Origin of the sequence: Nonomuraea sp. NPDC050643 (assembly GCF_040654715.1) — a bacterium.
GTDB lineage: Bacteria > Actinomycetota > Actinomycetes > Streptosporangiales > Streptosporangiaceae > Nonomuraea.
In genome coordinates, this window is record NZ_JBFAIM010000101.1 from 21,829 (window position 1) to 43,306 (window position 21,478).

The following is a 21,478-nucleotide window of genomic DNA, read 5'->3' on the forward strand; positions in this document are numbered from 1 at the left end:
GTCCTCAGCCACCCTTCCCGTCACGGTTCCGGAGGTTCGTGCTACTGGTGCCGCGGCCGTCGGGGAGATCGTCGGCCGTGGTGAAGGGGTGCGGGATCCCGCCGCCGCCGGTCAAGGCCGTCGGGGACAGGTGGCCGGGGTCCATCGCGGCGACGGGCGCGGAGAGCCGGGCCGGGCGGGGGTGCCAGCAGGCGTAGTGGTGGCCGTCCTCGAACAGGGGCGGGGCCTCCGTCTCGCAGCGGTCCTGCGCGTACGCGCACCGCGGACGGAACGCGCACCCCGGCGGCAGGTCCACCAGATCCGGGGGACGGCCGGGGATGACCGTCAGGCGGTGGTGCACGGGGTCCGTCAGTTTGGGGGCCGCCTGCAGCAGCGCCTCCGTGTACGGCATCCGCGGCCGCTCGAACACCTCGGCGGCGGGCCCCCGCTCCACCACCTTGCCCGCGTACATGACGATCACCTCGTCCGCCCAGCGGGCCACCACGGACAGGTCGTGGCTGACCAGCACCACCGCCATGTCGCGCTCTTCGCGCAACTGGTGCAGCAGCCGCAGCACCTGGTCCTGGATGGTCACGTCGAGCGCGGTCGTGGGCTCGTCCGCGAACAGCACGTCGGGCCCGCACGACAGCGCCATCGCGATCGTCACCCGCTGCCGCATCCCGCCCGAGAGCTGGTGCGGGTAGCGGCGCAGCATCCGTACGGGGTCGGGGATCCCCACCGAGGCCAGCAGCCGTACGGCCTCCGCGCGCGCCTGCGCCCGCCCCATGCCGAGGTGCACCCGCAGCGGCTCCGTCACCTGCGTGCCGATCGTCCTGACCGGGTTCAGGGCGGTCATCGGGTCCTGGAAGACGGTGCCGAGCCGGGGCCCGAGCACCGAGCGCATCTCCTCGGGGGTGTAGCCGGTCAGGTCGTCGCCCGACAGGTACACGTTCCCGGACCGGACCGAGGTGCCGGGCAGCAGGCCCAGGATCGAGCGGATCAGCATGGACTTGCCCGATCCCGACTCGCCGACGATGGCCAGCGTCTTCCCGCGTTCCAGGGCGAAGGAGACCCCGTCCACGGCCTTGACGAGGCCGCGCGGGGTGACGAAGTGCGTCCGCAGGTCCTCGACCTGCAGCAGGCAGTCGCGGATGGGGTGGGTGCCGGCGGGCATCGGGGCGGGGGCGGCCTGGCGTACCGGCTCCAGGCCGCTCTCGCGCACGTCGGTGAGGGACCTGAGCCGGTCGCCGACCAGGTTGAACGACAGCACGGTCAGGAACATGACCACCGAGGGGGCCAGCACCACGTGCGGCGCGTTCTCCATGAGCGTGCGGCCCTCGTTGATCAGGCCGCCCCAGGTGGGCGTGGGCGCCTGGACGGACAGGCCGAGGAAGGCCAGGCTGCCCTCGGCGACCACGACCACGGCCATGCCGACGAACGCGTACGACGCCGCCGGAACCGCGACGTTGGGCACGATCTCCCGCCACAGGATGCGCCGGTCGCGGGTGCCCAGCACGCGGGCGGCCAGCACGAACTCGCGCTCGGCGAAGGTGAGCGTGGCGCCCCGGATGAGCCGGACCCAGGAGGGCACGCCCAGCACGCCGAGGACGATGAGCACGTTACGCAGGTTCGCCCCGGCGAAGGCCACCACGGCCAGCGCGAACACCAGCGCCGGGAACGCCTGCGCCACGTCGTTGACCGCCATGATGACCGCGTCCGTGGCCCGGCGCCGGTACCCGGCCAGGATGCCGAGCGGGGCGCCGATGCCCAGGCCGAGCAGGACGGCGCCGACGCCGACGCCGAGGGAGACGCGGGCGCCGTACACGACCCTGCTGAGCACGTCGCGGCCGAGGCCGTCGGTGCCGAACGGGTGCGCGGCGCTGGGCCCCGACTGCGGCGGCCCGGCGAGCGTCTCGTCGTAGCGGGCGAACGGCAGCAGGTCGGCCAGGAGGGCGGCGAGCAGCACCAGCCCGATCCAGCCGGTCGCGAGCCAGAAGGTGAGCCCGAGGCGCCTACGCACGACGGATCCTGGGGTCGACGGCGGCGTACACGAGGTCGACCGCGAAGTTGACCACCACGTAGCCCACGGAGATCAGCACGACGCCTCCCTGAACGGTCAGGTAGTCGCGGGAGAAGATGGAGTCGACGATCAGCCGCCCGACGCCGGGCAGGCCGAAGAGGGTCTCGATGATGACCGTGCCGCCGATGAGCGCGCCCAGGTTGAGGCCGATGGCGGTGATCAGGGTGATCACCGAGGGGCGCAGCGCGTGCCGCCACATGATGCGGCGCGGGGACAGGCCGCGGGCGCGCGCCAGCGTGATGTAGTCCTCCTGGAGGGTGGCGATCAGGTCGGTACGCAGCAGCCGCGCGTAGACCGCGAGCTGCCCGCAGCCGAGCGTGACCGCGGGCAGGATGACGGAGGTCAGGTTCCAGCCCAGGTCGAGCGAGATGGGGGTCCAGCCGGTCGCGGGCAGCACCTGCCAGGTGACCGCGAAGAGGAGGATCAGCAGCACGCCGAGGACGAAGACCGGCGTGGACAGCAGCGCGAAGCTGAGCGCGGTGAGCGCCTGGTCCAGGGCCCGGCCGGCTCGGCGGGCGGCGGCCACGCCCACCGGGATCGCCAGCCCCAGCGCGATGATCTGCGCCGCGACCAGCAGTTCCAGGGTGACGGGCAGCCGCTCGGCCAGCTCGTCGGCCACGGGCACCCTGGTGATGTAGGAGTTGCCGAAGTCGCCGGTGACGAGCCCGCCGAGCCAGTCGAGATAGCGCACCAGCAGTGGCTGGTCCAGCCCGAGCTCCTGCCGGAGCTGCGCGCGGGCCTCCTCCGTCGCCGACAGCCCCAGGATCTGCGTGAGAGGGTCGCCGGGCAGCAGGTTCAGCAGGACGTACGACAGGAACGTCACCACGAGCAGCACCACGACGAACCGGACCAGCCGGTAGACGATGATCACCGCTGGCTGACCCAGAGGTGCGCGAACGGGTGGTACGGAATCGGCGACCCGGTCAGCGGCAGCCCCTGCTCGCCGTCGGGCAGCTTGTGCTCCCCGATGCCGCGCACCTTGGTCCTGGCCACGATGGCCCCGGTGTTGAGGTGGTCGACGAACACGTACGGCACCAGTTCCCGCAACCGCTCCTGCACGGTGCCGTACGCCTGCTTGCGCGTGGCCTCGTCCGGGTCGGTACGCCCCACGTCCAGGGCGGCGCTCAGCTTGGCGTCCTTGAGCCGGGTCATGTTGAGCGAGATGGCGCCGACGGGCTTGGCGTAGGCCTGGTGCATCCAGATGTACTCGCCGTCGGGGTCCGGCGCGGAGAACTGCGTCCACACGGTGGCCGAGAAGTTGCCGGTGACGGCCCGGTTGATCAGGTCGGCCTGGTCGGCCTGCTTGATCGACGCCTCGATGCCGGCCTTGCGCCACATGTCCTGGGCCAGCTCGACGCCCTGCATGGTGTTGGGGTCGGGGGTGGAGATCAGCTCGAAGCGGATCGGGCCCTTCTCCGCCTCGACCTCCTTGACCAGGGCGGCCGCCTTGGCCGGGTCGTAGTCGGGGTAGGCGCTCGCGGCGTACCACTTGGAGTCCTGCGACCAGGGGCCGTCGGCGGGTTTGGTGAGGCCGCCGCGCAGGGTCGAGATCACGGTCTTGCGGTCGGTGGCGTAGGCCATGGCCTGGCGCACCCGTACGTCGTCGAGGGGGGCGACCGCGGTGTTGAGCAGGAACATGTACTCCGGCACCGCCATGCCCTGCGCCCGGTGCACGGTGTAGGCGTCCTTCAGGGCGCCGAACTTGGTCAGGTCCTCGTCGCGGGAGGTGCCGATGGCGTCGACCCCGCCGGCTTCGAGCGTCTGGGCCCGGGTCTGGCTGTCGGGCAGGATCCGGAACTCGACCTCGTCCAGGTACGGCAGGCCCTGCCGCCAGTAACGCGGGTTGCGGGTGACGACCATGCGGTTGTCCGGCACGTACTCCTTGAACAGGAACGGCCCGGTGCCCACCGGCTTGAGGCTGGCCGCCTTGGGGTCGTTCAGCGAGGCGGGCGGGATGATCATGCCCGTCTGCGTGGTCAGGTAGTAGGGGAAGGCCACCCACGGCTGGTTCAGCTCGACCGTGACCGTCATCGCGTCCGCCAGCTCGAACGACTTGATCGGCACGAACACGGCCGCGGTCAGCGGCGAGACCTTCTGCGCCTCGAGGTTCGCCTTGACGATGTCACCGGTCAGCGCCATGCCGTCGGAGAACGAGATGCCGGACCTGACCTTGATCGTCCACTCGTCGTACGTCTTGTTGGGGGTGAGCGACTCGGCCAGGTACGGCTTCCAGTCGCCGTTGGCGTCCACGCTCACCAGCGCTTCGATGATCGTGCCCGCCATGCTGTAGCTCTGCGCCGCGAACTGGTCGGTCACCGGGTTGAACCCGTTGGCGTCCGCGCTGAGCGCGTACACCAGGCGTCCGCCCTGAACCGGGCCCGTCGCCGCCGCCGCGTCAGGCTGCTGCGGTTGTGCGACCGGTCGCTGGCCGCTGCAGGCCAGCATCACCATCGAGGCCAGCAACAGCGTGGCCGGAGTGGTCCAGCGTTTCATCCACGCCTCCTCCCGGTAGATCCCCCGAGAGCAATTTCACCGATAGTACTATCGGTGAAAAACTGCACAAGAGCCGCGGGAGAATCGTTACGGGAGGGGGAGGGGCATCGATGACGAGCACGCCGCTCACCAGGAGCGAGGCCAAAGACCTGACCAGGCGCAAGCTCATCCGCGCCGCGCTGGCGATTCTCGACGAGGAGGGTGAGGCCGGGCTGACCACGGTCAGGGTGGCCAAGGCCGCCGGCATCGCGCAGTCCAGCTTCTACGTGCACTTCAAGGACCGGCAGGAGCTGCTGCGGGTGCTCGCGGAGGAGGGCGGCGCGCGGCTCCTCAAGTCGATGCGGGAGGCGCGGCGCAAGGCCCGCGAGGCACCCGACGACCTCGAACGGCACCGGGAGACCTTCCGCATCCCGCTTGAGGCGATCTGCCGCCATCCCGAGCTACTGCGGATCCAGCTCAGGGCGCGGCACGACCCGTCGTCCTCGCTGCGCGACTTCGCCACCGAGACGGCGGCGGCCTATCGCGACCATCACGCCGCCGACCTGGCGGCGCTGGGCTACACGGCGGACAACGAGCGCGATCGGCGGCGGCTGGAGATGATCGCCGAAGGGATCAACGCGGCCACCAACGCGCTGGCGATGGGGCACCTGGAGGGGCGCTACCCCGACCTCGACGAGGCCGCCGACATCCTGACGGCCCTGTCCCGGGGCGCGCTGCGGCTGCTGCGCGCCACCTCCGCCAAACCGGCGGGCGACGTCTAGCCGTCACCCGCCGGATTCCGGCCGCTGGGCGCGGTCACCAGAGGGTCACGTCGGCGGCCAGCGTGGAGACCTGCCCTTCGGTCAGCCTCCCGTCCGCCACCACCGTGACCACCCGCCTGGTCAGCGTCGTGTCGACGACCAGCGGGGTGTCCCAGGCCAGCGCCTGCCCCACCCCCGGATAGTCGGCCACCCGCACGAACCACGGATCCCCGTCCGCCTGCACGAAGACCAGCGTCCAGTCCCGGCCCTGCGGGGTGGTGCCCGACAGGGCCACCCACGGGCCGCGGCTGCCGTGGACGGCCTGCTCGTCGCCCGGCATCGTGATCCGGGCCGTCGAGGTGCCGGGCGCGCGCCAGAAGAAGCCGCCGTAGCCCGCGCCCGCCCGGCCCTTGGTGGCCGAGCTCTGGATCGCCAGCGGCTCCCCGGTCAGGTTGGTGAGCGTGAACGCGAAGTCCAGCGCCCAGGCGTCCCCGACCGGCCGGGCCGTGACCGCCCGCTCCTCGCGGGCCATCAGCCGGCCGCCGGGCCCGATCCACTCCAGACGCTCGGTGAAGCCGTCGTCGCCGAGCCGGTCGAAGGACACGTGCCGCTGCGTGCCGTGGTCCTCCAGCCAGGTGGGCCCCTGGTGCTTGACGTAGGTGCGGCCGCCCCAGAAGTTCGCGCCGCCCAGGTCGGAGATGGCCACGCCGACGCCGAGGTGGTGCACGTGGTCCTCGGGGCGGACCTCGGTGACCTCGGTGCCGCCGAGGGTGCGTACCCGGTGCAGGTAGGGGCGGGGCGAGTCGGCGGCGGGCAGGTCGGGGCGCAGCTCGTACGCGGCCACCTCCGTGCCCGACACCAGCAGCTCCACCGTGGCCCACGGGGCGCCGAGCTCGGAGTAGAGCGCCAGCTCCCGCGCGCTGCGGTCCGTCAGCGCGGCCACGCCCGGCAGGACGCGCCCCACGACCTCGCCGTCCGCGTCGCGCGCCACGATCTGGTGCCGGTCGGGGATCGGCATCGGCTCCGGCGCCAGCCGCACCGCGTCCAGCACCCGCGTGAACGTCTCCGTGCGATCCAGCGGCACGAGCAGCTCCGCGCCCGTCCGCACGTGGTCGATGAGGTTCTCCAGCAGGTCGGTACGCTCGTGCACGGTCGTCGTGACCGAGCCGTCGGAGAGCTCGACCTTGAGCCGGTCCTGGGTGTAGGTGAGCGTGGCCCGGCCCCGGTCGCCGTGCACGACCAGGTACGGCTCGTGCCGCTCCGGCGCGCACAACGTCACCGCGATCGTGATCACCAGCCCGTCCTCCAGCCGCACGCGCACGCAGGACGTGTCGTCCGACTCGATCGGGTTGGCGTGGTACAGCTCGGTCTCGATCTCCGCGATCGGGCCGTCGGCCAGCGCGAGCGCGGTCGCCACGGCGTGCGCGAACGGGTTGGTCAGCGCGCCGTCCACCACGTCCACGCCGTTCAGCCGGCGCCGCCCCGACCAGGCGGAGCGGGTGAAGTAGGCCGGGGGCCGCTCCCAGGCGCCCGCGCCGCCGATGCCGCGCACCCGCCCGAGCGCCCCGCTCGCGATCAGCTCGCGCAACGCCGGCACGGCCTCCGAGCCCAGTGACTGGAACCCGACCTGGCAGGCCCGCCCGGTCTCGGCCACCGCCGCGGCGATCTCGCGATGCGCCTCGGGGCTGGCCGCGGGCGGCTTCTCCAGCAGCACGTGCGAGCCGGCGCGCAGCGCGGTCACCGCCAGACCGGCGTGCGTCTGGATCGGCGTGCAGATCACGGTGATCTCCGCGCCGGTCTTCTCGAGCAGCTCGCCCAGGTCGGACGACTGCAACGGCGTGGCGAAGTCCACCTCGACCGGCCGCAGGTCGCAGATCCCGGCCAGCTCGACCAGGCCGGCCTCGCTCAGCCGGCGCAGGTTGAGCAGGTGGTGGCGGCCGTGCCCCTGGGCTCCGGCCAGGACGACCTTGATCGGCGCCATCACGACCACCTCAGCCCGAGCCCGGCGTGCCCGCCCGCGCGCAGCACGCCACCGGAGATCTCCACCGGGTACGGCTCCACCAGCAGCCCCAGCCGCGCGAACGAGGCGTCCTCGACGTCCTCCACCATGACCGGCAGCGGCAGCGTGAGGGCGAGCTGGCCGGACATCTCGCTCAGCAGATGCGGATAGACCGGTACGTCGTACGTCCTGGCCAGTTCCACGATCCGCAGGAACGGCGTGATCCCGCCCACCCGCACCACGTTCGGCTGCACCACGTCGCACGCGCCCGCGGCCAGCAGGTCGCGGAAGCCGTAGGTGGTGTAGACGTTCTCGCCGACGGCGACGGGCACATCGGTGGAGCGGCGCAGCTCCACGTGCGCGGCCACGTCGTCGGCGGGCAGCGGCTCCTCGATCCAGTGCAGGTCGAACTCCCGCAGCGCGGCCAGGGCGCGCCTGGCCCGGTGCAGGTCCCAGCGCTGGTTCGCGTCGATCATCAGCAGCCGGTCGGGCCCGATGACCTCGCGGACCGCGGCCACCCGCGCCACGTCCTCGGCCAGGTCGGGGCGGCCGACCTTCATCTTGACGCCACGGAAGCCCGCCGCCACCCAGCGCCTCGCCTGCTCGACCAGCTCGTCCAGCGGGTAGTGCAGGTTGACGCCGCTGCCGTAGACCGGGACCTCGTCGCGCCGCCGCCCCAGCACGTCGGCCAGTCCCTCGCCGCCGCAGCGCAGGTCCCACAGGGCCAGGTCGATCCCGGCCAGCGCGACCGTGGTGATCCCGCCGGGGCCCGCCTCGCGCAGGTGCCGCCACAGCCGGTCCCACACCACCTCGGGGTGCGCGGGCAGCCCGATGAGCGCCTCGCGCAGGTCGTGGTCGAGCAGTGCCCGTACGGCGTGCGCGCCGATCTGCGGCGTCCACGAGAACCCGGTCCCCGTGCGGCCGTCCTTCAGCGTGACGTGGGTGACGATCACGTGGTTGGCGGGCACGTCGGCGCCCCAGGGGCGGGGCAGGGGCGCGGTGCGCAGCTCGGTGCGCAGGTCCGCGATCGTCATGACGCCGCCAGCTCCAGGCCGGTCTTGATCAGCGCCTCCAGCTCCTCGAGGTGCTCGCCGGTCACCTCCACCAGCGGCGGGCGGACGGTGCCCACGTCGAGGCCGCGCAGCCGTACGCCGGCCTTGACCAGGGCGACCGGGTAGCCGGGGACCTTGCCGCGCAGGCGTACGAGCGGGGCGTAGAACTCGGTGAGCAGCCGCTCGTCGCCGCGCAGGTACGCCAGCGCGATCTCCGGCGCGAACGCGAACACCGCGCTGGAGTACAGCTCCACCCCGATGCCCCGGTAGGCCGGCATGGTCAGCTCGGCCGTCGGCAGCCCGTTGAAGAACAGGAAGTCCGGGTAGCTCTCCCGCACCTCCAGCACCGTCCGCTGCATCCGGTCGATGTCGCCCACGCCGTCCTTGAGCCCGATCACGCCCGGCACGCCGGCCAGCCCGACCACGGCCTCCGGCTCCAGCACCACCGATCCGCGCTGGTAGACGATCACCGGCAGCACCTCGGCGACCGCCCGCACGTACGCCTCGAACCCGTGCCCCGGCCCCTGCGCCAGGTACGGCGGCATCAGCAGCAACCCGTCGGCGCCCGCCTCCCGCGCGGCCCGCGCCTGGTTCAGCGCCGCGCCCAGCGGCCCGCCCGCCCCCGCGAACACCGGCACCCGGCCGTCCACCACCTTGGCCGCCACCTGTACGGCCCGAGCGTGCTCGGACTCGGAAAGGGCCGAGAACTCGCCGGTGCCGCAGGCCACGAACACACCCCCGGGGCCGTGCTCCATACCCTGCCGGACGTGCTCGGCCAGCACCTCCTCGGCGAGCGTGCCGTCGGCGTCGAAGGGGGTCACGGGGAAGAACAGCACACCGCTGAGATTCATTCGGTTTCATCCTTGAGTTCGGTTCGCCAGCTACGCTTGGGCTGCCAGCCGAGCAGGCGCGTCGCCTTGGCGGTCGAGAAGGCCGGGGTGGTGCCGGTGAGCCCGGCCGCGAACGGCTCGGTGCCGGGCACGACCTGGGGGAGCAGGTCGGCCAGCGGTTTCCTGGCCAGCGCGTCGGCCGCGCCGGCGAAGAAGACCTCGCCGTTCGGCAGCTCGGGCAGCGCCTCGGAGAGCACGGTGATCATGTCGGCGGCGTCGCGGGAGTCGATGTAGTTGAACAGCGACACCCCGCCCAGCTCGGGCCGGTCGAGCCGCTCGCGCACGGTGTGGCCGGACTGCGTGGGCGCGCCCGCCCACTCCTCCGGCGGGATCACGAAGCAGGGCCGTACGGCGGCCAGCCTCGTGCTCCCGGCCAGCGCGAACGCCTTCATGGTCTGCTCGGCCGCCACTTTGGACAGGTTGTAGGCGTTCCAGGGGCGGACCGGGTGCTCTTCGTCGATCGGCAGGTACACGGGCGCCCAGCCGCCTGGGGCGCCGTATCCCATGACGGTGGGGCTGCTGGCCACCACCACGCCCGCCACGCCCAGGGCCACCGACGCCTCGCACACGTTGAACGCGAGCTGCGTGTTGACCTTGTAGATCACCGATTCGGGGAAGCTGAACGGGGTCGCGATCGCGGCCAGGTGGATCACCGACTCCGGCCGGAATCGGGCGATCACCTCGAACGTCTCTCCCGTGTCGGTGAGGTCCGCCGGTAAGGCGACCGCGGCCTCCGGCGGGGTTCCCGGCGCGCGATCCACGCCTATGACCTCGTGCCCGGCCGCCGCGAGCGTGCTGACCACGCTGCGGCCGAGGCGTCCTGCGCTTCCGGTGACGAGGACTCTGCTCACCGTGAGGGGCTCCTTCAAGACTGCAAACAGTTGCACTAAACCTTTGTGTCCGGAAGGGTGAGGCGTCAAGAGGTGATTTGGTTACCGCCTCTCTAGCTGCGGGTTCCCGGTGCCTTCCGGAGCGGGGCCATGCGGCAAGCGCTTTCATACTACTCATGGGTTCTGCAAGCGGTTGCGTTAGGGTGAGCGACTGTGACAGTGACGATTCGTGATGTGGCCCGGGCCTCCGGAGTGCATGTATCCACCGTGTCGCGGACGTTCTCCGCGCCGCACATGGTGAACGCCGCCACGCGCACCAGGGTCCTGACGGTGGCCGAAGAGCTGGGCTACCGGCCCAACCGGGCGGCCAGGGCCCTCACGACCGGGCGTACCCACAATCTCGGCCTGATCGTGGCCGACATCGCCAACCCGTTCTTCCCCCCGCTGATCAAGGCGGCGCACGCGGCCGCCCGGCAGCGCGACTACCACCTGTTCGTGGCCGACACCGACGAGGAGCCGGCCGCCGAGGAGGAGCTGGTGCAGGCCTTCTCGAAACAGGTGGACGGCGTGGTGCTGTGCAGCCCGCGCTCGTCCAACAAGGCGCTCGAACGGCTGGCCGAGCGGGTGCCGTTCGTGGTGATCAACCGGCGGCTGCGCGGCGCGGCCACCGTGCTGATGGACGTCGGCCACGGGGCCAAGCTGGCGGTCGAGCACCTGGCCGGGCTGGGGCACCGCCGAGTGGCGCTGGTGTCGGGACCGGCGGGCTCGTGGACGAGCTCCGAGATCCGTACGGCCGCCGAGCAGGTGCCGGGCGTGGACCTCGTCGTCGTCGGGCCCAACGCGCCCACCGAGCGGGGCGGTTTCGCCGCCGCGGCCCGGGTGCGCGACGCCGGCGTGACCGGCGTGCTCGCCTACAACGACCTGGTGGCCATCGGGCTCATCGAGGGGCTCGGCGACCTCGGGCTGAGCGTGCCCGAAGATGTCAGCGTCGTGGGGATCGACGATATCGTTTCCGGGCGGCTGAACCGTCCGAAGCTCACCACGGTCGCCATGCCGACGGCCGCGGCCGGGCGCCTGGCGGTCGATCTGCTCATCCAGGAGGTGACCGCCACCACCACGCTGGAGACCCGGCTCGTGATCAGGGACTCCACCGCTGCTCCGCGATAGCCCTGGTTCTGCAAACGGTTGTAACAAATGCGGCGAAAATTCGTCTGACTTCTGTGGCGGGCACGTCCGTTAGCTGGGAAAACGTCGTGGCGATATATCGGTAACGGCTATGTAACGCCTGCAAAGGGTTGACGTAACTTTCCGCTCAGCTATAGGAAAGCGCTATCCATTCACTTCTTGCCGGAAGGTCCGTGATGACTGAAGTTTCGGTGGCGGTGAAACCCCGGCGTGCGGAGACCCAGCCCGTACGTGGCGGCCACCGATCGACGAAACGGTCCCGCCGAGAGGCACGGGCCGCGTACCTCTTCCTGGCACCCTGGTTCGCCGGCCTGCTCGTCATCACGATCGGCCCGATCCTCGCCTCCCTCTACCTGTCGTTCACCGACTACAGCCTCCTCGAAGAGGCCAAGTGGGTCGGCTTCGGCAACTACGTCAAGATGTTCACCGAGGATCCGAGGTTCCTGTCCTCGCTGAAGGTGACCACGATCTACGTGGTCGTCTCGGTCCCGCTGCAACTGGCGTTCGCGCTCGCGCTGGCCCTGGTGCTCGACCGCGGGCTGCGCGGCCTGTCGTTCTATCGCTCGATCTTCTACCTGCCCTCCCTGCTCGGCGGCAGCGTCGCGATCGCGATCCTGTGGCGCAAGGTCTTCGGCGCCGATGGCCTGGTCAACGCGGTGCTCGGGGTCTTCGGGATCGAGGGGCAGGGCTGGGTCGGCCACCCCGACTACGCGCTGGGCACGCTGATCCTGCTCCACGTGTGGACGTTCGGCGCCCCGATGATCATCTTCCTCGCGGGGCTGCGGCAGATCCCGGCCAGCTACTACGAGGCGGCCGCGGTGGACGGGGCCGGCGCGCTGCGCCAGTTCCGCTCGATCACGCTGCCGCTGCTGACGCCGATCATCTTCTTCAACCTGGTGCTCGAGATCATCAAGTCGTTCCAGTCGTTCACGCAGTCGTTCATCGTGAGCAGCGGAACCGGTGGTCCGGCCGACTCCACGCTCTTCTACACGCTCTACCTCTACCTGAAGGGGTTCAAGAGCTACGACATGGGCTACGCAGCCGCGATGGCCTGGGTACTGCTGCTGATCATCGCCGGGCTGACCGGGGTGAACTTCCTCGCTTCCAAGTATTGGGTCTTCTATGGCGACACCAAGTAGGCCGATCCCGGTGCTGTTCCGCCCGCTCAACGGCGGACCGGTGGTCAAGCACATCCTGCTGATCGGCTTCGGCCTGATCATGCTCTATCCGCTGTTCTGGATGATCTCCAGCTCGCTCAAGCCGGAGGAGCTCATCTTCCGCCAGCCGGGCCTGTGGCCCAGCGAGGTCACGCTGGACAACTACACCGAGGGCTGGACCGCGCTCAAGCATCCCTTCGGCTACTACCTGTGGAACTCCGCGGTGGTCACAGGGCTGTCGGTGGTGGCGAACCTGGTGGCCTGCTCGCTGGCGGCCTACGCCTTCGCGCGGCTGAACTTCCCGCTGAAGAAGTTCTGGTTCGCGATCATGCTGGGCACCATCATGCTGCCGCACCACGTGACGATCGTGCCGCAGTACATCATGTTCTCGAAGCTCGACCTGATCAACACGATCTGGCCGCTGGTCATGCCCAAGGTGCTGGCCACCGACGCGTTCTTCATCTTCCTCATGGTGCAGTTCATCCGCACCCTGCCGAGAGAACTGGACGAGGCCGCGGAGATCGACGGCGCCGGTTACTGGCGCATCTTCATCAGGGTCGTCATGCCGCTGTGCATGCCGGCGCTGGCGACGACCGCGATCTTCACGTTCATCTGGACGTGGAACGACTTTCTCAGTCAGCTCCTCTATCTCAACAATCCCGACAACTTCACCGTACCGGTAGCGTTGCGCACGTTCCTCGACGCCAGTAGCGATTCGTCGTGGGGCCCGATGTTCGCCATGTCGATCATCGCGCTCGGTCCCATCTTCGGATTCTTCCTGGCCGGCCAGAAATACCTGATCCGTGGTGTGGCCACCACGGGCCTGAAGTAGATCCTCCACCCCCCAACAGAAGACCCAATAGGAGGTAGAGCCGTGAGCTCTGGCAAGAAGATGTGGTCGGCGGCCTTGCTCGCCACCGCTGTGCTGGCGGTCACCGCGGCCTGCGGCAGCGGAAGTGGCGGCGGCAGCGACAGCGCCGACGGCAAGATCAAGCTGCGCTTCTCCTACTGGGGTAGCGACGCGCGGCAGAAGATGACCGAAGAGGCGATCAAGAAGTTCGAGGCCAAGAACCCGACGGTCGACGTCGAGGGCGAGTTCTCCGACTTCGCCAGCTACTACGAGACCCTGTCCACGAAGGTCGCCGGCAGCGACGCGCCCGACGTCATCAGCCTCGAGATCCGCGGCCTGCGCGAGTACGCCGACCGCGGCACGCTGGCCGACCTGGCCAGCAAGGTCAACACCGCCGACATCGACGCCAAGGTGCTGTCCACCGGCGCCATCGACGGCAAGCAGTTCGCGATCCCGACCGGCGTCAACGCCTTCTCCCTGGTCGTCAACCCGTCCCTGGTCGAGGCCAACGGGCAGAAGCTGCCCGACGACACCAAGTGGACCTGGGACCAGTACGTCGAGCTGGCCTCGGGGATCTCCACCCAGAGCGGCGGCAAGGTCACCGGCACGCAACTGAGCTGGAACCCGGCCTACCTGCAGATCTACGCCGCGCAGAAGGGTGAGCCGTTCTACAGCGGCAACAAGCTCGGCGTGACGCCCGAGACCGTCAAGGGCTGGTGGTCGATCATGCAGAACCTGGTCAAGACCAAGGGCGCGCCCGACGCTGCCAAGAGCGCCGAGATCGGCGCGACCAGCGTCGACCAGTCGCTGCTCGCCACCAACACCGGCGCCATGGGCATGTGGTGGAGCAACCAGCTCGGCGCGGTCACGAAGGCGTCGGGCCAGGACATGGACCTGCTGCGGATGCCGAAGATCGACGGTGCCACGAGCGGCGGCATGTTCCTGCAGCCGGCCATGTTCTACACCGCCTCCTCGAAGTCGGAGCACGCGGCCGAGGCCGCCAAGTTCATCGACTTCATGATCAACGACCCGGAGGCGGGCCAGATCATCCTCAGCGACCGCGGCCTGCCGGCCAGCTCCAAGGTGCTGGCGGCGGTCAAGGACAAGCTGCCCGACGCGGACAAGAAGACGCTGGCCTTCATCGATGAGGTCCGCAGCGAGCTGGCCGACCCGCCCGCCGCCCCGCCGAAGGGCGCCAGCGCCATGGAGGACATCCTCACGCGGTACTCCGAGGAGGTCATGTTCGGCCGGATGACCCCTGACGACGCCGCCCAGAAGTTCATCACGGAGGCGAACGCCTCCATCGCAGGCTAAGGAGACACATGAGGTACGCGTTCGTCGGGCTCGGGCACCGCGCGCAAATGTACGTCGACGCGCTGCTCGGAGAATGGAGTGACGCCGGCACCATCGTCGCCCTGTGCGACACGAACCGGACCCGCATGGACTACTACGTCGAGCGGATCGGTCAAGAGGTGCCGTGTTTCGCCCCGGCGGAGTTCGACAAGGTGCTCGAGCTCGCCGACGCGGTCATCGTCACCACCGTCGACGCCACGCACGCGAGATACGTGTGCGCGGCGCTCGACGCGGGCCGTGACGTCATCGTGGAGAAGCCCCTCACGATCGACGCCGACGGCTGCGCGGCCATCGCCGAGGCCGCGGAGCGCAGCACCGGCAAGCTGGTCGTGACCTTCAACTACCGCTACTCGCCGCGCAACTCGGCCGTCCGCCGCCTGCTGCAGGAGGGCGCCATCGGCGAGGTGACGTCCGTGCACTTCGAGTGGACGCTCGACACCATCCACGGCGCCGACTACTTCCGCCGCTGGCACCGCGACCGGGCCAACTCCGGCGGGCTGCTGGTGCACAAGTCGACCCACCACTTCGACCTGGTCAACTGGTGGCTCGGCGCGGCCCCGCAGACCGTCTTCGCCCAGGCCGACCTGCGTTTCTACGGTGCCGACAACGCCAGGAAGCGCGGCCTTGAGGGGCGCCCCGAGCGAGGGCAGGGCGCCCCCGGGCTGGGCACCGACCCGTTCATCCTGGACATCTCCACCGACCCCCGGCTCAAGCGGCTCTACCTGGACGCCGAACACGAGGACGGCTACATCCGCGACCAGGACGTCTTCGGTGAGGGCGTCAACATCGACGACAACATGTCCGTCCTGGTGCGCTACACGAACCGGACCATCCTCACCTACTCGCTGCACGCCCACTCTCCGTGGGAGGGCTACCGGGTGGCCTTCAACGGCACCGCGGGCCGGCTCGAGCTGGACGTGGTGGAGCGCGACTGGACGCCCGAGCACGCCGCCATCGACCCGAGCGCGGCCGCCAAGAAGCACACGACCGGCTCCTGGGAGCGGCTCACACTGCAGCGGCACTGGAGCAGGCCGGAGGAGGTGCCCATCGAGACGGGCGCCGGCGGGCACGGCGGCGGCGACCGCCTGCTGCTCGACGACGTCTTCCGCGGCCCCGGCGACGACCCGCTGGCCCGTCAGGCCGGCTACCGCGACGGCATCCGGAGCGTGCTGACCGGCCACGCGGCCAACGTCTCGGCCCGGACCGGCGCTCCCGTGCACCTGGAGGACGACGGCACGCGTGTTCGCTGAGCTGGCCGGGATCGCCGCGGCGCAGCGCGGGCTCTACCCCGTCCTCGGAGGGCCCGAGCTGCGCGCGGCGGCGCGCGACGCCATCGGCGTGCTCGACCTGACCGCCCATGACGTGCGGGTCGAGCGGACCTGGGCCGACGGCGACCTCCACGGCGAGGAGCTGTCCTGGTCGGTGGGGTTCGGGCCGCGGACGCGGGCCTACCTGCTGCGGCCCCGTGAGGCGGACGGGCCGCTGCCCGGGGTCGTGGCGCTGCACTGCCACGCCGGGATGAAGTGGGCCGGCAAGGAGAAGATCGCCGACACGCCCGAAGGGCCGTCGCCCGAGGTGCGGCGGCTGCGGGAGGCCATCTACGGCGGCCGGGCCTTCGCCAACGCGCTGGCCCGGCGCGGCTTCGCCGTGCTGGCGCACGACGCGTTCGTGTGGGGCAGCCGCCGCTTCCCCCTGGAGACGGCGGAGCCGGACCCGGGAGCGGAACCTGGGGCAGGGCCTGGGCCGGAGGCGCTCAGCGAGGCCGACCGGTACGACCTCGCCGCCCGCGACCACGAGCACGTGGTGGCCAAGCACTGCGCGGTGCTCGGCACCTCGTTCACCGGCGTGGTGGCGGGAGAGGACCTGGCGGCGGCGGCCTACCTGCGCTCACGCCCTGACGTCGGCGCGGTCGGCTGCGCCGGTCTGTCCGGTGGCGGCCTGCGGGCCGCGCTGCTCGGCGCGTTCGACCCCGGCATGCGCGCGGTCGTCGTGGCCGCGATGGTCTCCTCCTACCGGGACATGCTGGGCGAGCACGTGCCCAGGCACACCTGGATGCTGTGGCCGCCCGGCCTGCCGCGGCTGGGCGACTGGCCCGACCTGGTCGCCGCGCGGGCGCCCGAGCCGCTCATGGTCCAGTACGCCCTGCGCGACGAGCTGTTCCCCGAGCAGGGCATGCGCCGCGCCCACGCCATGATCGGCGAACGGTACCGCGACGCCCCCGGCGGCTACGAGGCCGTCTTCGCCGACGTGCCGCACAGCTTCGACGTGCCGATGCAGGAGCGGGCCTTCGACTGGCTCGCGGCACACCTGAAGGGGTGAAGCCCGCCGCCGCCCGAACCTGCCACGGGCGGCGGCGCCCCTTGCCCGCCGGTCGAGCCGGGCTCGGCTAGTTGCCCTGCTTCCAGGTCGCGATCAGCTTGTCGTAGTCGAGGGTCTGGGGCTTGCCCCGCTCGTCGGCCAGCTTCGGCGCGGGGGCGCCGGGCTGGTCGTACCAGTACTGGGCGTCGCGCTCAGGGTTGAGCTTGGGCGCGCACTGGCCGGCGAACCCCTGGCGCTCGCGCGAGAGCCGCTCCAGCCGGGACAGGATGTCGTCCTGCTGCTTGGCCAGGTTGTCCATCGACTGCTGCGGGGTGGTCTCGCCGGTCACGGCGGTGGCCACGTTCTGCCACCAGAGCTGGGCCAGCTTCGGGTAGTCGGGCACGTTCGTGCCGGTCGGGGTCCACTGCACGCGGGCCGGTGAGCCGTAGAACTCGATGAGACCGCCGTACTTCTTCGCGTTGTCGGCGAAGTACTGGCTCTTGATGTCCGATTCGCGGATGAAGGTCAGGCCGACGATCGACTTCTTCAGCGAGACCGACTTCGACGTGACGAACTGCGCGTACAGCCAGGCGGCGGCCCTGCGGTCCTGGGGCGTGCTCTTCAGCAGCGTCCACGAGCCGGCGTCCTGGTAGCCCAGCTTGTTGCCGTCCTTCCAGTACGCGCCGTGCGGGCTCGGCGCGATGCGCCACTTCGGCGTGCCGTCGCTGTTGACGACCGGCAGGCCCTCCTTGGTCATGTCGGCGGTGAACGAGGTGTACCAGAAGATCTGCTGGGCGATGTTGCCCTGCGCGGGGACCGGGCCGGCCTCGCTGAAGTTCATGCCCGCCGCCTCCCTGGGGGCGTACTTCTTCAGCCAGTCCACGTACTTGGTGAGCGCGTAGACCGCGGCCGGGCCGTTGGTGTCGCCGCCGCGGGTGACCGACGAGCCGACCGGGCGGCAGTTCTCCACCCGGATGCCCCAGTCGTCCACCGGCAGGCCGTTGGGGATGCCGGGGTCGCCGTTGCCCGCCATGGACAGCCAGGCGTCGGTGAAACGCCAGCCCAGCGACGGGTCCTTGCGGCCGTAGTCCATGTGGCCGTAGGTCTTCTTGCCGTCGATGGTGCCGTTGCCGTTGACCTTGCTGGTGAAGAACTCGGCGATGTCCTCGTACGCGGCCCAGTTGACCGGGACGCCGAGGTCGTAGCCGTAGGCGTCCTTGAACTGCTTCTTGATCTTCTCGTCGGTGAACCAGTCGTAGCGGAACCAGTAGAGGTTCGCGAACTGCTGGTCGGGGAGCTGGTAGATCTTCTTGTCTGGGCCGGTCGTGAAGCTGATCCCGATGAAGTCGCTGAGGTCCAGCGTGGGCGAGGTGACGCTCTTGCCCTCGCCCGCCATGTAGTCCGACAGCGGGACCACGTAGTCGCCGCGCGAGTGGGTGCCGATCAGGTCGGAGTCGTTGACGTAGGCGTCGTAGATGTTCTGGTTGCCCTGGATCTGGGTCTGGAGCTTCTCGACGACGTCACCCTCCTGGATCAGGTCGTGCTTGATCCTGATCCCGGTGATCTCGGTGAACGCCTTGGCGAGCTGCTGGGACTCGTACTCGTGTGTGGTGATCGTCTCGGACACCACGTTGATCTGCATGCCCCGGTACGGCGCCGCGGCCTTGATGAACCAGTCCATCTCCGCGATCTGCTGGTCCTTGGACAGGGTGCTCGGCGTGAACTCCTCCGACACCCATCGCTGGGCCGCCGCCTTGCCGTCGGCCTCCTTGAAGTCGCTCGCGGGCTTCTCCGCGCTCTGTGTGCAGCCTCCTGCTATCAGGACGACCGCGGCCAGGCCTACGGCCGCGGACCTGCCTGCTCGATGCCTCATCGCTTGGCTCCTCTTCTGTTAGCCCCATATCCCGATCACGACCGCCACGAGCAGCGCGCACCCGAGGGCGAGCCACATGGACAGGTCGGTGATGGCGATCCAGCCGGCCAGCACGACGGCGGCGCTGATCAGGCCGATGTAGAGCCGGTCCCCCCGGTCGGTCTCGATGCGCAGGAAGCCTCGCCTGGCCACGGGAGGGGAGATGCGGGCCCAGACCGCCATGACGACCAGCAGCAGGGCGAGCCCGGCGAAGACCAGGGCTGTGGGGGTGGTCCACACCATCCACTCGAGCATGGTCAGACCCTTCCCATGGTGAAGCCCTTAGCAATGTAATTCCGTACGAACCAGATGACGATGGCGCCGGGGACGATGGTGAGCACCCCGGCCGCCGCCAGTAATCCCCAATCGATTCCCGCCGCGCTCACCGTTCTCGTCATGGTCGCGGCTATCGGTTTGGCGTCGACCGACGTGATGGTCCTGGCGATCAGCAATTCGACCCAGCTGAACATGAAACAGAAGAAAAGCGTGACGCCGATCGCGGAGCGGATCATCGGCAGGAATATCTTGACGAAGAAACGCGGCAGTGAATAGCCGTCGATCGCCGCGGTCTCATCTATTTCCCGGGGAATTCCGGACATGAATCCCTCGAGGATCCACACGGCCAGCGGCACGTTGAACAGCATGTGCGCGATGGCCACGCCGAGATGCGTGTCGAAGAGGCCGACCGCCTGATAAATCTGGAAGAACGGCAGCAGGAACACCGCGGGCGGCGCCATGCGATTCGTCAGCAGCCAGAAGAACAGATGCTTGTCCCCGGCGAAGCGGAACCGCGAGAACGCGTAGGCCGCCGGCAGTGCCACGATGAGCGACATCACGGCGTTCATCGAGGTGTAGATGATCGAGTTGAGGTAGCTGGAGTACCACGCGGAGTCGGTGAAGAAGGTGGCGTAGTTGTCGAAGGTCACCCGCTGCGGGATGAGCGAGAAGGAGCCGAGGATGTCCTCGTTCGGCCGGATAGACATGCCGAACATCCACAGCAGCGGCAGCAGGAGCGTGGCCACGTAGAGCCAGAAGACCGTACGTGCCCAGGGCAGCCGCCGCCCGGTCATGCGCGCCATCGGGTCACCTCCCCGACCTGGTCAGCACGGTGAAGAAGACGTAGCAGAGGATCTGCACGATCAGGAAGTAGAGCAGCGAGAACGCGCCCGCCGGGCCCAGGTCGAACTGGCCGACCGCGATCTTCGACAGCAGGATGCTGAGGAAGGAGGTGGCGTTGCCGGGCCCGCCGCCGGTCACCACGAACGGCTCGGTGAAGATCATGAAGCTGTCCATGAACCGGAGCAGGATCGCGATCGTCAGCACCCCGCGCAGCCTGGGCAACTGGATGTGGCGGAACGTGGCCCACGCCGAGGCGCCGTCGATCTGCGCGGCCTGGAAGTACGGCTCCGGGATCGAGCGCAGCCCCGCGTACGCCAGCAGCGCCACCAGCGGCGTCCAGTGCCACACGTCCATGACCAGCACCGTGATCCAGGCGTCGGTCGAGTCCAGCGTGTAGTTGAAGTTGATCCCCAGCACGTTGTTGATCGTCCAGCCGCCCAGCCCGATGTCGCCGCGGGCGAAGATCTGCCAGATCGTGCCCACCACGTTCCAGGGGATGAGCAGCGGCAGGGCGACCAGCACCAGCGACACCGACACCCACACGCCCCTGCGCGGCATCGACACCGCCAGCAGCACGCCGAGGGGGATCTCCAGCAGCAGCACCTGCGCCGAGAAGAGCAGGGTGCGCACCAGCGCCGCCCGCACCTCGGGGTCGCGGGAGATCGAGCGGAACCATTCCAGGCCGACGAAGACCCGCTCGGTGGGGCTGAAGACGTCCTGGACGGAGTAGTTGACCACGGTCATCAGCGGGATCACCGCGGTGAACGCCACCGACACGACCACGGGCAGCACCAGCAGCCAGGCCCGGTTGTCCTTGCGCTTGAGGTTGGGACGGCTCTCCTCGGCCGCCTCGGCCGGCGGGGGAGTGACGACCTCGCCGCTCACCTGCGTACCCGCCACGGTGGTCTGGTCGCTCACGCCTGACCCCTTTCGTTCAGGGGTGCGAGGGAGCCGCACCTGACCTCGTCCCTGAACAGGAACGTGCGGTCGGCGGGGAAGTGCAGGAACTCGACCTCGTCCAGCCGGTAGGAGGAACCGGCCTCGGTCTTGGCGATCACCGGGTGCTCGCCGACCCGGGTGTGGACCAGGTCGTACGCGCCCATCCGGTCGATCCCGGTCACCTTCGCCGGCACCCCCGGGAAGGTGTTGTGGCCGGTGATCCGCACGAACTCCGGTCGTACCCCGATGCGCACGGGGCCCGGAGGCAGGTCCGCCACGGCCCCCACCTCCGCCTGCCCGACGCGTACGACGTCGCCGACGATCTCGGCGGGCAGCATGTTCATGCCGGGCGAGCCGATGAAGTGCCCGACGAACTCGTGCGCCGGCGACAGGAACAGCTCCGCCGGCTCGCCGGCCTGCACGATCGCCCCGTCGTTGAGCACCACGACCTCGTCGGCGAAGGTCAGCGCCTCCGTCTGGTCGTGGGTGACGTAGATCAGCGTGTGCCCGGTGTCGCGGTGGATCTCCTTGAGCTTGCTGCGCAGCGTCCACTTCAGCGCCGGGTCCACGACTGTGAGCGGCTCGTCCAGCAGCACGGCGGC

19 protein-coding genes are annotated in these 21,478 nt (G+C 69.9%); 7 read left to right on the forward strand and 12 right to left on the reverse strand.

Going from position 1 to position 21,478, the window contains the following annotated elements; translation table 11 throughout:
* Window positions 1–4: 4 nt before the first annotated feature.
* From AB0I15_RS62270 to AB0I15_RS62280, 3 genes are read right to left on the reverse strand one after another with little or no spacing between them, the layout of a single operon-like run.
* Window positions 5–1,999, reverse strand: coding sequence for a dipeptide/oligopeptide/nickel ABC transporter permease/ATP-binding protein (locus AB0I15_RS62270; protein WP_358118971.1), 1,995 nt, complete (start codon window positions 1,997–1,999; stop codon window positions 5–7).
* Window positions 1,992–2,930 carry an ABC transporter permease gene (locus tag AB0I15_RS62275; protein WP_358118973.1) on the reverse strand — a complete coding sequence of 313 codons (939 nt, stop codon included), beginning with the start codon at window positions 2,928–2,930 and terminating at the stop codon, window positions 1,992–1,994. The genes AB0I15_RS62270 and AB0I15_RS62275 overlap by 8 nt, the downstream gene beginning before the upstream one ends.
* Window positions 2,927–4,552, reverse strand: coding sequence for an ABC transporter substrate-binding protein (locus AB0I15_RS62280; protein ID WP_358118975.1), 1,626 nt, complete (start codon window positions 4,550–4,552; stop codon window positions 2,927–2,929). Before AB0I15_RS62280 ends, AB0I15_RS62275 begins: the two co-directional genes overlap by 4 nt.
* Before the next feature lie 110 nt (window positions 4,553–4,662).
* Between AB0I15_RS62280 and AB0I15_RS62285 the strand changes: the two genes are divergently transcribed.
* On the forward strand, window positions 4,663–5,313 hold the full coding sequence (locus tag AB0I15_RS62285) for a TetR family transcriptional regulator (RefSeq protein WP_358118976.1): 651 nt from the start codon (window positions 4,663–4,665) through the stop codon (window positions 5,311–5,313).
* Between the two features lie 34 nt (window positions 5,314–5,347).
* On the opposite strand, the gene AB0I15_RS62290 is transcribed toward AB0I15_RS62285, so the two are convergent.
* From AB0I15_RS62290 to AB0I15_RS62305, 4 genes are read right to left on the reverse strand one after another with little or no spacing between them, the layout of a single operon-like run.
* Window positions 5,348–7,273 carry a DUF6807 family protein gene (locus tag AB0I15_RS62290; RefSeq protein WP_358118977.1) on the reverse strand — a complete coding sequence of 642 codons (1,926 nt, stop codon included), beginning with the start codon at window positions 7,271–7,273 and terminating at the stop codon, window positions 5,348–5,350.
* Window positions 7,273–8,325 (reverse strand): mandelate racemase/muconate lactonizing enzyme family protein, encoded by a 1,053-nt coding sequence (locus tag AB0I15_RS62295; protein ID WP_358118979.1) that lies wholly within the window; start codon window positions 8,323–8,325, stop codon window positions 7,273–7,275. The genes AB0I15_RS62290 and AB0I15_RS62295 overlap by 1 nt, the downstream gene beginning before the upstream one ends.
* Window positions 8,322–9,194 carry a 5-dehydro-4-deoxyglucarate dehydratase gene (locus AB0I15_RS62300; protein WP_358118981.1) on the reverse strand — a complete coding sequence of 291 codons (873 nt, stop codon included), beginning with the start codon at window positions 9,192–9,194 and terminating at the stop codon, window positions 8,322–8,324. Before AB0I15_RS62300 ends, AB0I15_RS62295 begins: the two co-directional genes overlap by 4 nt.
* Complete coding sequence (locus AB0I15_RS62305; RefSeq protein ID WP_358118983.1) at window positions 9,191–10,084, reverse strand: NAD(P)-dependent oxidoreductase; 894 nt, start codon at window positions 10,082–10,084, stop codon at window positions 9,191–9,193. The genes AB0I15_RS62300 and AB0I15_RS62305 overlap by 4 nt, the downstream gene beginning before the upstream one ends.
* A 192-nt stretch (window positions 10,085–10,276) precedes the next feature.
* On the opposite strand from AB0I15_RS62305, the gene AB0I15_RS62310 reads away from it, so the two are divergent.
* The 6 genes from AB0I15_RS62310 (at window position 10,277) to AB0I15_RS62335 (ending at window position 16,927) form a co-directional block, all read left to right on the forward strand.
* Entirely contained in the window at window positions 10,277–11,230 is a 954-nt protein-coding gene (locus tag AB0I15_RS62310) for a LacI family DNA-binding transcriptional regulator (protein ID WP_358118985.1), read from the forward strand.
* Window positions 11,231–11,424: 194 nt separating this feature from the next.
* A complete protein-coding gene (locus AB0I15_RS62315) occupies window positions 11,425–12,387 on the forward strand; it encodes a sugar ABC transporter permease (RefSeq protein WP_358118987.1) in 963 nt (320 codons plus the stop codon).
* Window positions 12,371–13,237 carry a carbohydrate ABC transporter permease gene (locus AB0I15_RS62320; RefSeq protein WP_358118988.1) on the forward strand — a complete coding sequence of 289 codons (867 nt, stop codon included), beginning with the start codon at window positions 12,371–12,373 and terminating at the stop codon, window positions 13,235–13,237. Before AB0I15_RS62315 ends, AB0I15_RS62320 begins: the two co-directional genes overlap by 17 nt.
* Window positions 13,238–13,279: 42 nt before the next feature.
* Window positions 13,280–14,569 carry an extracellular solute-binding protein gene (locus tag AB0I15_RS62325; RefSeq protein WP_358118989.1) on the forward strand — a complete coding sequence of 430 codons (1,290 nt, stop codon included), beginning with the start codon at window positions 13,280–13,282 and terminating at the stop codon, window positions 14,567–14,569.
* 8 nt (window positions 14,570–14,577) lie between these two features.
* Window positions 14,578–15,858, forward strand: coding sequence for a Gfo/Idh/MocA family oxidoreductase (locus AB0I15_RS62330; protein ID WP_358118991.1), 1,281 nt, complete (start codon window positions 14,578–14,580; stop codon window positions 15,856–15,858).
* Window positions 15,848–16,927: an alpha/beta hydrolase gene (locus AB0I15_RS62335; RefSeq protein ID WP_358118992.1), complete on the forward strand. Its 1,080-nt coding sequence runs from the start codon at window positions 15,848–15,850 to the stop codon at window positions 16,925–16,927. Before AB0I15_RS62330 ends, AB0I15_RS62335 begins: the two co-directional genes overlap by 11 nt.
* 67 nt (window positions 16,928–16,994) lie before the next feature.
* On the opposite strand, the gene AB0I15_RS62340 is transcribed toward AB0I15_RS62335, so the two are convergent.
* The 5 genes from AB0I15_RS62340 to AB0I15_RS62360 form a co-directional block, all read right to left on the reverse strand.
* Window positions 16,995–18,779 carry an ABC transporter substrate-binding protein gene (locus AB0I15_RS62340; protein ID WP_358118993.1) on the reverse strand — a complete coding sequence of 595 codons (1,785 nt, stop codon included), beginning with the start codon at window positions 18,777–18,779 and terminating at the stop codon, window positions 16,995–16,997.
* A gap of 18 nt (window positions 18,780–18,797) precedes the next feature.
* Window positions 18,798–19,073, reverse strand: a complete 276-nt coding sequence (locus tag AB0I15_RS62345; protein ID WP_358118995.1) for a DUF2160 family membrane protein — start codon at window positions 19,071–19,073, stop codon at window positions 18,798–18,800.
* 2 nt (window positions 19,074–19,075) lie between these two features.
* Complete coding sequence (locus AB0I15_RS62350; RefSeq protein ID WP_358119002.1) at window positions 19,076–19,888, reverse strand: carbohydrate ABC transporter permease; 813 nt, start codon at window positions 19,886–19,888, stop codon at window positions 19,076–19,078.
* 13 nt (window positions 19,889–19,901) lie between these two features.
* Window positions 19,902–20,855 carry a sugar ABC transporter permease gene (locus tag AB0I15_RS62355; protein ID WP_358118997.1) on the reverse strand — a complete coding sequence of 318 codons (954 nt, stop codon included), beginning with the start codon at window positions 20,853–20,855 and terminating at the stop codon, window positions 19,902–19,904.
* Window positions 20,852–21,478 (reverse strand): ABC transporter ATP-binding protein (locus AB0I15_RS62360; protein WP_358118998.1); only part of this gene is annotated, 627 nt, incomplete at its 5' end. The genes AB0I15_RS62360 and AB0I15_RS62355, both read right to left, overlap by 4 nt.